The organism is Tepidimonas sp., assembly GCF_046292505.1.
GTDB lineage: Bacteria > Pseudomonadota > Gammaproteobacteria > Burkholderiales > Burkholderiaceae_C > Tepidimonas.
Window position 1 is genome coordinate 32,126 of sequence record NZ_JBKBQX010000007.1, and the last position, 13,225, is coordinate 45,350.

A 13,225-nucleotide genomic window follows, 5' to 3' on the forward strand; every position below is an offset into this window, starting at 1 on the left:
GCCATGCCGTCACCGCTGCCGTCCACCCCCCTGTCTGCCTGCTGGCAGACGGCACGCTTTCGCATCGATCTGAGCCGCCCGCGCGTGATGGGCATCGTCAACGTCACGCCGGATTCGTTCTCCGACGGCGGCGCCCACGCCGACACCACCGGCGCCCTGCGCCACGCCGAGGCGCTGCTCAAGGAGGGGGCCGACATTCTCGACATCGGCGGCGAATCGACCCGGCCCGGCGCACCGCCGGTGCCGCTGGCGGAGGAGCTGGCGCGCGTCGTGCCGGTGGTGCGCGAGGCGGTGCGCTGGGGCGTACCGATCAGCGTGGACACCTACAAGCCCGAGGTGATGGCCGAATGCCTGGCGCTGGGGGCGGACATCGTCAACGATGTCTGGGCGCTGCGGCGCCGTGGCGCGGACGGCCGCAGCGGCGAAGACGTGGTGGCGCAGGATCCGGCCTGCGGCGTGGTGCTGATGCACATGCACCGCCAGCCGCAGGACATGCAGGTGCAGCCGATGGAGGGCGACGCCGTAGCGCAGGTGCGCGAATTCCTGGCCGCGCGGGTGCAAGCGCTGCTGGCGCGCGGCGTGGCGCGCGAGCGCATCGTGCTCGACTACGGCATCGGTTTTGGCAAGACGGTGGAGCAAAACCTCGATTTGCTCGCCCGCCAGCGCGAGCTGCTGACACTCGGCTACCCGCTGCTGGCCGGCTGGTCGCGCAAGTCCACGCTGGGGCGCCTCACCGGTGTGGAGGTGGCCGCCGAGCGCTTGGGGGCCAGCGTCGCCGCGGCGCTGCTGGCGGTGCAGCGCGGCGCGCGCATCGTGCGCGTGCATGACGTCGCCGCCACCGTGCAGGCGCTGCAGGTCTGGATGGCCTTGAACGACAGGGAGGACGCATGACGACACGGCAGTATTTCGGTACCGATGGCATCCGCGGCACGGTGGGCCGTCCGCCGATCACGCCGGACTTCGCGTTGCGGCTGGCGCATGCGGTCGGGCAGGTGCTCAAGCGCACCGAAGCGCGGCCGACGGTGCTGATCGGCAAGGACACGCGCATCTCCGGCTACATGCTGGAGTCGGCGCTGGAGTCGGGCTTTGCCTCCGCCGGGGTGGACGTGGTGCTGCTCGGGCCGGTGCCGACGCCCGCGGTGGCGTATCTGACGCGCGCGCAGCGCGCGAGCCTCGGCGTCGTCATCAGCGCCAGCCATAACCCGTATCCGGACAACGGCATCAAGTTCTTCAGCGCCCAAGGCACCAAGTTGCCCGACGAGTGGGAGCTGGCGGTGGAGGCGGCGCTGGCGCAGCCGCCGGCGTGGGTGGAGTCGGCCTCGCTGGGCGCCGCGCGGCGGCTGAGCGACGCTGCCGGGCGCTACATCGAGTTCTGCAAGAGCACCTTCGCCCCGGACCTCAGCCTGCGGGGGCTGAAGATCGTGGTCGATGCGGCGCACGGCGCGGCCTACCAGATCGCGCCGGCGGTGTTCCACGAGCTGGGCGCCGACGTGGTGCCGATCGGCTGCAGCCCCAATGGCCGCAACATCAACGACGGCGTCGGCGCCACGCATCCGCAGACGCTCATCGCCGCGGTGCGCGCGCACGAGGCCGACCTCGGCATCGCGCTGGACGGCGACGCCGACCGGCTGCAGATGGTGGACGCGAGCGGCCGGCTCTACGACGGCGACGAGCTGCTGTACGTGCTCGCGGACGACCGCCTGGGCCGCGACGAGGTGGTGCCGGGCGTCGTCGGCACGCTGATGACCAACATGGCGATCGAGCAGGCGCTGGCCGCGCGCGGCGTGCGGCTGGTGCGCGCCAAGGTCGGCGACCGCTACGTGCTGGAGGAGCTGCACCGCCACCACTGGCTGCTGGGCGGCGAGGGCTCCGGCCACCTGATCATTCTCGACAAGCAGACCACCGGCGACGGCATCGTCTCGGCGCTGCAGGTGCTGCAGGCCTGCCTGCGGCAGCAGCGCACGCTGGCGCAGGTGCTGCAGGGCGTGGAGCGCTTTCCGCAGGTGCTGCGCAACGTGCGGCTGGCCCCGGGTGCGGACTGGCGCGCCAACGCCGCGCTGCAGCAGGCGCAGCGCGCGGCCGAGGCGGCGCTGGGCGCGGATGGCCGCGTGCTGATCCGTGCCAGCGGCACCGAGCCGGTGCTGCGCGTGATGGTGGAGGCGCGCCGCGCCGACGACGCCGAGCAGTGGGCCGCGCGGCTGGCCGAGGCAGCTGCGATGCGGACTCCCGTGTCGGTTTGAACCCGCCATGCCCCGCTTTGCCGCCAATCTGTCGATGATGTATGCGGAGCACGACTTCCTGGACCGTTTTGCCGCGGCGGCGGCAGACGGCTTCCGGGCAGTCGAGTGCCTGTTTCCCTACGAGCACGCCCCAGAAGCGATCGCGCGGCGGCTGCGCGAGCATGGCCTCACCCAGGCCTTGTTCAACCTACCCCCCGGCGACTGGGCGGCGGGCGAGCGCGGCTTGGCGGCACTTCCTGGCCGCGAGGCCGAATTTGCCGAGAGCGTGCAGCAGGCGCTCCGATACGCGCTGGCCACGGGGTGCCGCCGCCTGCATGTGATGGCGGGTCGGGTACCGGAAGGTGCCGACCGCGATGCGATGCGGCGCACCTATGTGGCCAACCTGCGCCACGCGGCGCAGCAGCTCGCGCCCTACGGCATCACCGCGTTGATCGAACCGATCAACACCCGGGATATGCCGGGCTATTTCCTGAACCTTCAGCAACAGGCCCACGAGGTCGTGGCCGAAGTCGGTGCCACCAACCTGAAGGTGCAGATGGACCTCTACCACTGCCAGATCATGGAGGGCGACCTTGTGATGCGGCTCGAGCGCCATCTGGACGGTGTGGGTCACCTGCAGATCGCAGGCGTGCCGCACCGCCACGAACCGGATACCGGCGAAGTCAATTACCGCTGGCTGTTCGACAAGATCGATACCCTGGGCTACGACGGGTACATCGGTTGCGAATACCGTCCGCGCGGCGCAACTTCGAATGGGCTGGGCTGGTTCGCGCCTTACAAGAATGCCCAGTCCTGAAGCCGGCGCGCGGCTCCCCAGCCCGAGGTATCGTGTTGGCCTGGAGGTTGACGGCGGGCGCTGCGTCTGACCCATCCGCGTCAAGTCTCCCGTCGCCACAGCGCTTGCCCGGCGCGGACCGTGCAGCCCGGCTCGATGCCGTCGGCCAGCCGCCAGTGCGCCGGCACGAACAGGATGATCGTCGAGCCGTGTTCGAACCAGCCCATCTCCTGTCCGCGGCTCAGACGCGCGTCGCACGGCAGCTCGTGGGGGCCACGCCAGCGCAGGTGCAGCGTAACGTCGAGGAAGTGCAGCCGGATGCTGGCCACCAGGATCGCGGCCACCGGCACCAGCGCGATCGGGCTGCCGTCCGGCAGCGTCGCCTCGATCAGCGCGCGCTCGTTGCGGCAGAACAGCGCCGGGATGCGCCGCAGCGCCGGCGGGTTGACGTTGAAGACGTCGCCGCTGACGTAGCGCACGCGGCGCACGTGCAGGTCGGCCGGCGCGTGGAAGCGGTGGTACATCGTCGAGGTCAGCCGCAGCGTGACGAACCGCCCGTTGGCGTGCACGGCGGCGGCCTCGGGGCCGATCAGGTCCTCCAGTCGGTACGGCATGCCCTTGGCCTGCCAGGCGGTGGTGCCGTGCACGTCGCCGCAGGCGCCGACGAGGGCGTCGCACGGGCTGCACAGCACGTCCGGGTCGGGGTCGAACGCTCGCGCGCCGTCGCGCAGCGCGCGCGTGAAGACGTCGCGCAGGCTGCGGTACTCGGCCGGGGCGGCGTCGCTCAGGTCCAGGTCGGCGAACAGCCGCCACACCGCCAGCGCCAGGCGCGTGAAGGCGGGGCTGTCGAGGCGGCTCAGCCGCCCCATCAGCAGCGTGAGGGCCACGCGCGGCACGTGGTTGGTCAGCGCATAGTTGAGCGATTCGTGCTGCAGCACGCGGTCGCGCCAGGCGCGCCAGCCGGCGCGTGCCGCCGCGGGTTTCACGGGCGTGTCAAAGGCCATGCGTACAACTGTCGCCGAACCCGTTGAAGGAATGGTGACACCGATGATGGAACCCGTCTGGTGGAGCGCCGCGGCGGCGCTGGCTGCCGTGCCGTGGGGCTGGCGGCGGCTGCGCCTGTCGCGCGCCAAGGCGCCGTCGCTTGCGGGGCATCCGCGCATGGCCAAGCGCGTGGCACGCTGGCTGCCCGGTTACACGCTGCAGGCGCCGCAGGCGTTCGCGCTGGACGGTGCGCCGCCCGACGTGGTGCAGGCGCGGCTGCAGGGCTGGCAGGCGCTGGCGCAGCGGCTGCGCGCCGCCGCGCCGCAGACGCTCGAGCTGACCGCACAGGCGCGCGAGGGGATGCCCGACCTGCGCCTGACCGGGCGCTACCGGGTGCCGTATCCGTTTGCCGAGCTGGCGCGCGAGCTGCCCGTCGGGGCCTTCTGGGCGCGCAGCGAAGGGCCGTGGCTGATCGACCTCGACGGCAACCGCTTCCTCGACCTGACCGGCTCCTACGGCGTCAACGTGCTGGGGTTGGACTTCTACAAGGGCACGATGGAGGAGGGCGCGCGCCTGGGTGCGGCGCTGGGGCCGGTGCTCGGCGGCCTGCACCCGTGCGTGGCCGACAACGTCGCGCGCCTGAAGGCGCTGAGCGGCATGGACGATGTGACGTTTCACATGTCCGGCACCGAGGCGGTGATGCAGGCCGTGCGGCTGGCGCGCTACCACACCGGGCGGCGCCGCGTGGTGCGCTTCGCCGGCGCCTACCACGGCTGGTGGGAGGACGTGCAGCCCGGCCCCGGCAATCCGCTGCCGCCGCGCGAGACCTACACGCTCGAGGACCTGAGTGAGGCGACGTTGGAGGTGCTGCGCACGCGGCGCGACATCGCCTGCGTGCTGGTCAACCCGCTGCAGGCGCTCCACCCCAACCGCGCCGCGCCGAGCGACTCCACCTTGGTCAGCGGCACGCGCGCGGCGGCCTTCGACCGCGACGCCTACGCGCGCTGGCTGCAGCGTCTGCGGGAGGTCTGCACCGCAGCCGGCATCGCGCTGATCTTCGACGAGGTGTTCGTGGGCTTTCGGCTGGCGCCGGGCGGCGCGCAGGCCTACTTCGGCGTACAGGCCGACCTGGTCTGCTACGGCAAGACGCTGGGCGGTGGTCTGCCGGTCGGGGTGGTGTGCGGCAAGCGGCGCTGGATGGAGCGCTTCCGCTCCGACCGCCCGGCGGACCTGTGCTTCGCGCGCGGCACCTTCAACGCCCACCCCTACGTGATGGGGGCGATGAACGCCTTCCTGCGCGCGCTGGAGCGCCCCGAGGTGCGTGCCGCCTACGACGGGTTGGACGAGCGCTGGCGCATGCGCGAGCAGCGCTTCAACGCGGCGCTGCAGGCCGCCGGCGTGCCGGTGCGGGTGGCGGCGCTGTCGTCGATCTGGACGGTGCTCTACACCCAGCCGGGGCGCTACCACTGGCTGCTGCAGTATTACCTGCGGGATGCGGGGCTCGCGCTGAGCTGGGTCGGCACCGGACGGCTCATTTTTCCGATCGCGCTGGAGGACGCGGCGTTCGAGGAGGTGTTGCAGCGCTTCGTTGCCGCGTGCCGCCGCATGCAGGCTGACGGCTGGTGGTGGCGCGACGAGGCGCTGCCATCCGAGGTGTGGGCGCGGCGCCTGCGCCGCAGCCTGCTGCGCGAGACGCTGCAGGCGTGGTGGCAGGCGCGGCGGCGCGCTCGGGCCGCCGTCTGAAGCCGGCACGCCGCGCCGGCTCCGGTCGTCCGGCCCGCCCGGGTCAGCTGCGGGCGGGCCGGCGCCGCGCCGTCAGCCGGCGCGCGGGTGGCCGGGATCGAGCAGCTGGCCGCGCAGCAGGTGTAGCGGCGCGCGGTGGTACAGCTTGATGTCGTGGAAGGGGTCGGTGACGATCTTCGTCACCCACACGAGGCCGGTGTAGAGATCCTTTTCCATCCACAGTTGCAGCACGCGCACCAGCAGGGCGCCGACGCCGATGGCGAACCACAGCCAGCCGACGTTGTGCCAGAAACCACGCCAGTCCTCGTGCGGCTGCAGCCACCCGAACGCCGTCGGATCCCACGCCAGCAGCAGCGGCGAGGCGGCCCACACCGTCATCAGCACCACCTTGCGCTTCAGGTTGTAGCCGACCTTGACCGCCTCCTTGTACTCGTGCGTCACCTGGTTGACGTGGTCGTAGCCCTTCGGCTCGAAGAAGAAGTGCCCCGACTGGCGCGTCACCATCGAGATGCCCCAGGCGATCAGCGCCGCGGTGGCGGGGTCCTGGAACAGCCAGACGTAGGCGACCACGAAGCTGATCGCACTGATCAGGTGCAGCGTCTGGTTGATGCGGCTCTGGTGGTAGTAGCGGTGGTCGTCCCAGCGCTGCTCGCGCAGGGTGTGCAGGAAGCGTTGCAGCATCATCGGGTGTCCTCGTCGAGGGATGGAGAAAAGGGCAGGGCAGCGGGGCTGCGCGCGCCGGGGCGGCGCGGCGGCTCCGGCGGACGTCATGGTCGCGACATCGTGTGACGCCACGGTGACGTCCGCGTTCGCGGTGCGGGCTGTCATACGCCTGTCGCACGCCGCGGCCACGCTCGTCGGTCATGGATGCGCGCCTGATGATCGAGAGTTTTCCGCCCCGCCGTGCGCTGCTGCGCGTGGCGGTGGTCACCGAGACCTTCCCGCCCGAGATCAACGGCGTGGCCACCACGGTGGAGCGGCTGGTGCGCGGGCTGCAGCTGCGCGACCACGACGTGCAGGTGGTGCGGCCGCGCCAGGCGGCCGACGCCTGGGACCGCGACGGCAGCCGCCTCGGCCTGGAGCAGGTGCTGACGCGCGGCCTGCCGATCCCGCGCTACCCCCAGCTGCGCATGGGGCTGCCGGCGCAGCGCGCGCTGCAGGCGCTGTGGATGCGCCGCCGCCCCGACATCGTGCACATCGCCACCGAGGGGCCGCTGGGCTGGTCGGCCCTGCGCACCGCGCGCAAGCTGCAGCTGCCGGTCAGCACGGACTTTCGCACCCACTTCGACGCCTACAGCGAGCACTACGGTGTCGGCTGGCTGCGCCGCTCGGTGCAGGCCTACCTGCGGCGCTTCCACAACCAGGCCGACTGTACGCTGGTGCCGACCGACGGCCTGCGCGAGCAGTTGCGCGCGGCGGGCTTCGAGCGGCTGCTCGTCGTGCAGCGCGGCGTGGACGTGGACCGTTTCACGCCGGCGCTGCGCAGCCCGGCGCTGCGCGCGCTGTGGGGCGTGCAGGCCGGCGAGCGCGTGCTGCTCTACGTCGGCCGCCTGGCGCCGGAGAAAAATCTGGAGCTGCTGGCGGCGGCGTTTGACACCATGCGCGCGGTGGCGCCGGGCTGGCGGCTGGTGGTGGTGGGCGACGGGCCGCAGCGCGCCTGGCTGGCGCAGCGCTGCCCGCAGGCGGTGTTGCTGGGGGCGCTCACGGGTGAGGCGCTGGCGCACGCCTACGCCAACGGCGACCTGCTGGCCTTCCCGAGCCTGACCGAGACCTTTGGCAACGTGACGCTGGAGGCGCTGGCCAGCGGCCTGCCGGTGCTGGCGTTCGACTACGCCGCCGCCGCCGAGGTGGTGCGCCACGGCGACAGCGGCCTGTTGGCGCCGGTGGGCGATGCGCAGACCTACCTGCAGCTGGCGCGCACCGTGGCCGGCGACGAGGCGCTGCTGCAGCGGCTGCGCGCCGGTGCGGTGCACGCGGTGCAGCACCTGGGCTGGGGGCGCATCGTCGAGCAGGTGGAGTCGATCTGGCTGCGGCTGCTGGCGGCGCACGCGGCCGGGCCGGCGGCGGTCAGGTCGTCGCCGTGGTGGGACGGTCTGCCCGCCACCGGCGCGTGAGCTGCCACAGCAGCGCCAGCCCCAGCGCCATCGTCATCCCCAGCGCCGACAGCAGCGGCACCAGCGGCCAGTCGGCGCGCATGGCCAAGGCGAGCGCCCCCAGCATCACCAGCACGCTGGCGTTCTCGTTGAAGCCCTGGATGGCGATCGACTGCCCTGGCTGCAGCAGCCGGTGGCCGCGGTACTGCAGCAGCGCGTTCATCGGCACCACCAGCATCCCGCCCAGTGCGCCGATCACCAGCAACCCAAGCACCGCCAGCCCCAGATCCCGTGTGTGCACGGCCAGCGCCAGCAGCGCGCCCAGCGCCACGCCCAGCGGCAGCACGCGCCAGGCGCGGCGCAGGTCCACCCGCCGCGCCACCCACACCGCGCCGGCCACCACGCCCAGCGCGACGGTGGCCTGCAGGTACGCCGCCTGTGACAGCGGCAGGTCCAGCCGCAGCTCGGCCCAGCGCAGCACCGCGATCTGCATCAGCGCGCCAAAGCCCCAGAACCACGTCGTCACCGCCAGCGACAGCCCGCCGAGCGGATCGCGCCAGAGCCGTGCGTTGTCGCGCCAGAAGCGCGGCCACAGCGCCGGCCAGTCGCGCAGCGGCAGCGCGCGCCGCGCCGGCCGCGACGGGATGTGGCGATTGCACCAGGCTGCCAGGCCGTACAGCGTCAGCACCGCCGCGAAAGCCGGCAGCAGCGCCGTGGCCGGCAGCCAGCCGTCCAGCCCCAGCCAAGGCAGCGCCTGCGGTGCCTGCCACGCCGGCGACACCCACCAGCCGCCCAGGGCGGTGCCCAACAGCACCGACAGCACCACCGACACCTCCGCCCAGCCGTTGGCGGCCACCAGGTCGCGCCCGGGCGTCGATTCGGTGATCCAGCCATATTTGGCCGGCGCGTACAGCGCCGCCGCCAGCCCCAGCAGCGCAAACGCCGCCAGCGGGTGTGCGCCGGCCGCCAGCCCCGCCACCGCCACCGCCTTCAGCGCATTCATGCGCCCCATCAGCACGTTCTTGCGCACCGCATCGGCCCAGGCACCGGCCACCGGCGCCAGCAGCACGTAGCTCCAGGTGAAGGCGAACTTCAGCAGCGGGGCCCACCACAGCGGGTGGCGCTGCTCCTGCAGATAGGCGATGGCGACGATCAGCACCGCGTGGTCGGCCAGTCCGGAGAGGAACTGCGCCGCCAGCAACCAGAAAAAACCCGCCGGCATGGGGTTGGCAGTCTGCCGCTGCTGCGTGACACGCGCGTGAAGCTGGTGCCGCCGCGGTCGATGTCATGCCGCTGACACGGAACCGCCAAGGCCGCGTCATGCCCGCCGTCCAGAATGCTTAGCCGTGGGCGGCCGCGGCGCCGCCCGCCACCCAAGCGGAGATGACGCCCGATGAAAGAGCTTCCGACGCCCACGCTGCACCTGTCCACCCTGGTTGGGGGCCAGACCCCGGGCCGCACGGCCGGGAGGTTGCTTCCAGCGCGCGCGGCCGATGCTGCCGCTGCGCCCGCTGCGCGGCTGGAGGTGGCGTGGGCGCGCCACCTCGACGACGTGCGTGCCGCCCAGCGCCTGAGGTACGCGGTGTTCGCCGAGGAGATGGGCGCGCGCCTGCGCACGCCGCTGCCGGGGCATGACATCGATCTGTTCGACGACTACTGCGAGCACCTGCTGGTGCGCGACGCCGACAGCGGTGAAGTGATCGGCACCTACCGCGTGCTGACCCCGGCGCAGGCCAAGCGCGTCGGTTGCTTCTACAGCGACACCGAATTCGACCTGACGCGCCTGCGGGGCCTGCGCGAGCAGATGGTGGAACTGGGGCGCTCCTGCGTGCACCCGCAGCACCGCCACGGCGGCGTCATCATGGCGCTGTGGGGGGCGCTGGCAGACTTCATGGTGCGCAACCGGCTGGACGTGATGATCGGCTGCGCCAGCATTCCAATGCACTACGAGGGTCCGCATGGCATGGCCGGCGGCGGGCACGCCGCAGCCAGCATCTGGCGCCAGGTGCGCGAGCGCCATCTGGCGCCGGTGGAGTTCCACGTCACGCCGCGGCTGCCGCTGCCGGTGCACGAGCTGGACGACACCCTGCCGGTGGAGCCGCCGGCGCTGGTCAAGGGCTACCTGCGCCTGGGCACCAAGGTGCTGGGCGCGCCGGCCTGGGACCCGGACTTCAACACCGCCGACCTGCCGATGATGATGCGGCTGGCTGACCTGCCGCCGCGCTACCGGCGCCACCTGCTGGGGGCCTGATGCTGCGCAGCGACTCTGTGGCTGGGCGGACGGCCCAGTGGCCGGACGCGGCGGGCGGTGCCCGGCCAGGCGGGGCGGCCGTGACGCGGCAAGGGGGCCGGCTCGAGCCCGACGAGGACGACCATCCCGCCGAGGGTAGGGAGCGCCTGCGCGCGGTGTTCATCTCCGACCTGCACCTGGGCACGCCCGGCTGCCAGGCCAAGGCGCTGTTGGCGTTCCTGAAGGCCCACCCGTGTGACCGGCTGTACCTGGTCGGCGACATCATCGACGGCTGGCAGCTGCGCCGGCGCTGGTACTGGCCGCAGAGCCACAACGACGTCGTGCAGAAAATCCTGCGCCGCGCGCGCAAGGGCTGCCAGGTGATCTTCATCCCCGGCAACCACGACGAGTTCGTGCGGGAGTTCGTCGGGCACCCCTTCGGCGGGGTGGATGTGGTGGAGGAGGTCGTGCACGAGACCGCCGATGGCCGCCGCCTGTGGGTGACGCACGGCGATTTGTATGACGGCGTGATCCAGTATGCCAAATGGCTGGCCTACCTGGGCGACACGCTGTACGAGTGGGCGCTGCGCCTCAATCGCCATGTCAACTCGTGGCGCGCTCGCATGGGCCTGCCCTACTGGTCGCTGTCGCAGTACCTGAAGCACCGCGTGAAGTCGGCCGTGAGCTTCATCACCCGCTTCGAGGAGGCGCTGGCGCACGAGGCACGCCGCCGCGGGCTGGACGGTGTCGTCTGCGGCCACATCCATCGGCCGGAGATGCGTGTCATCGACGGTGTGTTGTACTGCAACGACGGTGACTGGGTGGAGAGCCTTAGCGCCTTGGTGGAACACGCCGATGGTCGGTTGGAGATCGTCCATTGGGCGCAAGAACGGGTGGCCGTCCCTGTCTCGCCCGGGTCCGTCGCCCGCCGTGCGCGCGCCTGAACCCATATCCGAGTCCGTGCAGCGCGGTGTGCGTCATGGCGTTGTCATCAAGTTGACGCGCAAGGTGGAAATAATGGTAGGCTGAACCGGGTGTTTCGGCACCCGGTCACGCCCCAGTCTTCGACCATGTCCCACGCTGCCTTGAACTCCGTCCATCGCCACGTTTTTCTCGATCGCGACCAGAGCATCCTCGCCTTCAACGAGCGCGTGCTCGATTGGGCCTGCCGCTCCGACGTTCCGCTGCTGGAGCGCCTGCGCTACCTGGCCATCGTGTCGTCCAACCTGGATGAGTTTTTCGAGGTCCGCTTCGCGCCGCACCACACGGCCCGGCTGACCAACGAGCAGCGGGGTGCGGCTACGGTCGATACCTACCGCGCCCTGACCGAGCGGGTGCACGCCCTGGTCGAGCGGCAGTACGCGATCTACAACGACGAGCTGCTGCCCGCGCTGGAAAAGCGCGGCATCCGCATCATCTCGCACGGCGAGCGCAATCCGCGCCAGCGCCGCTGGGTGCGCGAGTACTTCGTCAACGAGGTGCAGCCGCTGCTGCTGCCGGTGGGACTGGATCCGTCCCACCCCTTCCCCCAGGTGGCCAACAAGTCGCTCAACTTCATCGTGCGGCTGGGCGGGCGCGACGCCTTCGGGCGCGAAAACGAGATCGCCATCGTCAAGGTGCCGCGGGCGCTCAAGCGTTTCGTGCCGATGCCGGGGGTCAAGGGCTCCAAGCAGCAGCATTTCGTCTCCATCTCCAGCATCGTGCGCTCCCATCTGGCCGATCTGTTCCCGGGGCGGACGGTGCTGGAGTTCTCGCAGTTTCGCGTCACGCGCCACTCCGACCTCGCGGTGGATGAGGAAGAAGTCAAAAATCTGCGCACCGCGCTGCGGCTGGGCCTGCAGCAGCGCCACTACGGCCAGGCGCTGCGGCTGGAGGTGTCTGCCGGTTGCTCCGACTTTTTGGCGGGCTTTTTGCTCGAGCAATTCAATCTGCCGCCCGAGAGCCTCTACCGCGTGGCGGGCCCAGTGAACCTGGTGCGTCTCAACCAGTTGGTGGACCTGATCGACGCCCCGGCGCTGCGCTTCGAGCGCTTTACGCCCGGCTGGCCGGTGGCGCTGGTGCCGGGGCAGTCGTTCTTCGAACGGCTCAAGCAGGGGGATGTGCTCATCCACCAGCCGTTCGAGAGCTTCGACGCGGTGCTGGCCTTCCTGCGCGAGGCGGTGGAAGACCCTCAAGTGCTCGCCATCAAGCAAACCATCTATCGCACCGGCTCGCGCGGCGAAATGACCGAGCTGCTGCGCGAGGCGGTGCGCCGCGGCAAGGAAGTCACCGCGGTGGTAGAGCTCAAAGCCCGCTTCGACGAGGAGGCCAACATCAACCACGCCGAGCGGCTGGAGTCGGTCGGCGCACAAGTGGTCTATGGCATCGTCGGCCTCAAGACGCATGCCAAGATGCTGCTCGTCACCCGGCGCGAGGACGGGCGCATCGTGCGCTATGCCCACGTCTCCACCGGTAACTACAACCCGGGCACGGCCAAGGTCTACACCGACCTCAGCTACCTCACCGCCGACGAGGCGCTGACCGCCGACGTCGACCACATCTTTGGCCACCTGGCCAGCCAGAACCGGCTGCCGCGGTTGCAGAAGGTGCTCATGGCGCCGTTCCATCTGCACAAACGGATGTTGGAACGCATCGATGCCGCCATTGCCGCAGCCAAGGCGGGCCGGCCCGCGCAGATCATCCTGAAGATGAACGCCCTGACGGACGAGCCGCTCGCGCGGGCGCTGGTGGCCGCCTCCCAGGCCGGTGTGCAGGTGGAGGCGATCGTGCGCGGGGCGTGCATCCTGCCCGCGGGGGTGCCTGGCCACACCGACAACGTGCGCATTCGCTCGGTGATCGGGCGCTTTCTCGAACATTCCCGGGTGTTTTACTTCTGTTGCGGTGACGAGGAGGAGCTGTGGCTGTCCAGCGCCGACTGGATGAACCGCAACATGTTGCGCCGCGTCGAGCTGGCCTGGCCGGTGACCGATCCGCATCTGCGCGCCCGCATCATGGACGAGTGCCTGCATTTGTATCTGGCCGATCAGCGCGACGCGTGGGTGCTGCAGCCCGATGGGAACTACGTCAAGGCCGCGTCCCTGGCGGCCAAGCCCGCGCGCGGCAGCGGTCTGCCGTCGGCGCAGGCCAGCTTGATGGGCCGCTACGGCACCAAAGGGTGAAC

11 protein-coding genes are annotated in these 13,225 nt (G+C 71.1%); 8 read left to right on the top strand and 3 right to left on the bottom strand.

What is annotated here, in order from left to right:
- The first annotated feature begins 3 nt into the window (after nt 1-3).
- The 3 genes from folP to otnI are packed head-to-tail and all read left to right on the top strand — an operon-like array spanning nt 4 to nt 3,036.
- Nucleotides 4-891 carry a dihydropteroate synthase gene (folP, locus tag ACK4TH_RS05245; RefSeq protein ID WP_409623573.1) on the top strand — a complete coding sequence of 296 codons (888 nt, stop codon included), beginning with the start codon at nt 4-6 and terminating at the stop codon, nt 889-891.
- On the top strand, nt 888-2,240 hold the full coding sequence (gene glmM / locus ACK4TH_RS05250) for a phosphoglucosamine mutase (RefSeq protein ID WP_409623575.1): 1,353 nt from the start codon (nt 888-890) through the stop codon (nt 2,238-2,240). Before folP ends, glmM begins: the two co-directional genes overlap by 4 nt.
- A 7-nt stretch (nt 2,241-2,247) precedes the next feature.
- Nucleotides 2,248-3,036 (top strand): 2-oxo-tetronate isomerase, encoded by a 789-nt coding sequence (gene otnI / locus ACK4TH_RS05255; RefSeq protein WP_409623577.1) that lies wholly within the window; start codon nt 2,248-2,250, stop codon nt 3,034-3,036.
- An 80-nt stretch (nt 3,037-3,116) separates the two neighbouring features.
- On the opposite strand, the gene asd is transcribed toward otnI, so the two are convergent.
- Nucleotides 3,117-4,019, bottom strand: a complete 903-nt coding sequence (gene asd / locus ACK4TH_RS05260) for an archaetidylserine decarboxylase (protein WP_409623579.1) — start codon at nt 4,017-4,019, stop codon at nt 3,117-3,119.
- A gap of 43 nt (nt 4,020-4,062) precedes the next feature.
- On the opposite strand from asd, the gene ACK4TH_RS05265 reads away from it, so the two are divergent.
- A complete protein-coding gene (locus ACK4TH_RS05265) occupies nt 4,063-5,742 on the top strand; it encodes an aminotransferase class III-fold pyridoxal phosphate-dependent enzyme (protein ID WP_409623581.1) in 1,680 nt (559 codons plus the stop codon).
- Between the two features lie 72 nt (nt 5,743-5,814).
- On the opposite strand, the gene ACK4TH_RS05270 is transcribed toward ACK4TH_RS05265, so the two are convergent.
- The gene (locus ACK4TH_RS05270) at nt 5,815-6,426 is read right to left on the bottom strand and encodes a hypothetical protein (protein ID WP_409623583.1); all 612 of its coding nucleotides are present in this window, start codon (nt 6,424-6,426) and stop codon (nt 5,815-5,817) included.
- Nucleotides 6,427-6,605: 179 nt separating this feature from the next.
- Here ACK4TH_RS05270 and ACK4TH_RS05275 point away from each other — a divergent pair, with 179 nt between their 5' ends.
- Entirely contained in the window at nt 6,606-7,856 is a 1,251-nt protein-coding gene (locus tag ACK4TH_RS05275; protein ID WP_409623585.1) for a glycosyltransferase family 4 protein, read from the top strand.
- Here the strand turns inward: ACK4TH_RS05275 and lplT are convergent.
- Nucleotides 7,810-9,057, bottom strand: coding sequence for a lysophospholipid transporter LplT (lplT, locus tag ACK4TH_RS05280; protein WP_409623587.1), 1,248 nt, complete (start codon nt 9,055-9,057; stop codon nt 7,810-7,812). The two genes, ACK4TH_RS05275 and lplT, sit on opposite strands and share 47 nt — an antisense overlap.
- Nucleotides 9,058-9,228: 171 nt before the next feature.
- Here lplT and ACK4TH_RS05285 point away from each other — a divergent pair, with 171 nt between their 5' ends.
- From ACK4TH_RS05285 to ppk1, 3 genes are all read left to right on the top strand, one after another.
- The gene (locus ACK4TH_RS05285) at nt 9,229-10,086 is read left to right on the top strand and encodes a GNAT family N-acetyltransferase (protein ID WP_409623589.1); all 858 of its coding nucleotides are present in this window, start codon (nt 9,229-9,231) and stop codon (nt 10,084-10,086) included.
- A complete protein-coding gene (locus ACK4TH_RS05290) occupies nt 10,086-11,009 on the top strand; it encodes a UDP-2,3-diacylglucosamine diphosphatase (RefSeq protein WP_409623591.1) in 924 nt (307 codons plus the stop codon). The genes ACK4TH_RS05285 and ACK4TH_RS05290 overlap by 1 nt, the downstream gene beginning before the upstream one ends.
- A gap of 126 nt (nt 11,010-11,135) precedes the next feature.
- A complete protein-coding gene (gene ppk1 / locus ACK4TH_RS05295) occupies nt 11,136-13,223 on the top strand; it encodes a polyphosphate kinase 1 (protein WP_409623593.1) in 2,088 nt (695 codons plus the stop codon).
- Nucleotides 13,224-13,225: the final 2 nt, after the last annotated feature.

Excerpts from the sequence above, each read along its gene's own strand:
- folP (WP_409623573.1), top strand. The coding sequence starts at position 4 with ATGCCGTCACCGCTGCCGTCCACCCCCCTGTCTGCCTGCTGGCAGACG.
- glmM (WP_409623575.1), top strand. The coding sequence starts at position 888 with ATGACGACACGGCAGTATTTCGGTACCGATGGCATCCGCGGCACGGTG.
- otnI (WP_409623577.1), top strand. The coding sequence starts at position 2,248 with ATGCCCCGCTTTGCCGCCAATCTGTCGATGATGTATGCGGAGCACGAC.
- asd (WP_409623579.1), bottom strand. The coding sequence starts at position 4,019 with ATGGCCTTTGACACGCCCGTGAAACCCGCGGCGGCACGCGCCGGCTGG.
- ACK4TH_RS05265 (WP_409623581.1), top strand. The coding sequence starts at position 4,063 with ATGATGGAACCCGTCTGGTGGAGCGCCGCGGCGGCGCTGGCTGCCGTG.
- ACK4TH_RS05270 (WP_409623583.1), bottom strand. The coding sequence starts at position 6,426 with ATGATGCTGCAACGCTTCCTGCACACCCTGCGCGAGCAGCGCTGGGAC.
- ACK4TH_RS05275 (WP_409623585.1), top strand. The coding sequence starts at position 6,606 with ATGGATGCGCGCCTGATGATCGAGAGTTTTCCGCCCCGCCGTGCGCTG.
- lplT (WP_409623587.1), bottom strand. The coding sequence starts at position 9,057 with ATGCCGGCGGGTTTTTTCTGGTTGCTGGCGGCGCAGTTCCTCTCCGGA.
- ACK4TH_RS05285 (WP_409623589.1), top strand. The coding sequence starts at position 9,229 with ATGAAAGAGCTTCCGACGCCCACGCTGCACCTGTCCACCCTGGTTGGG.
- ACK4TH_RS05290 (WP_409623591.1), top strand. The coding sequence starts at position 10,086 with ATGCTGCGCAGCGACTCTGTGGCTGGGCGGACGGCCCAGTGGCCGGAC.
- ppk1 (WP_409623593.1), top strand. The coding sequence starts at position 11,136 with ATGTCCCACGCTGCCTTGAACTCCGTCCATCGCCACGTTTTTCTCGAT.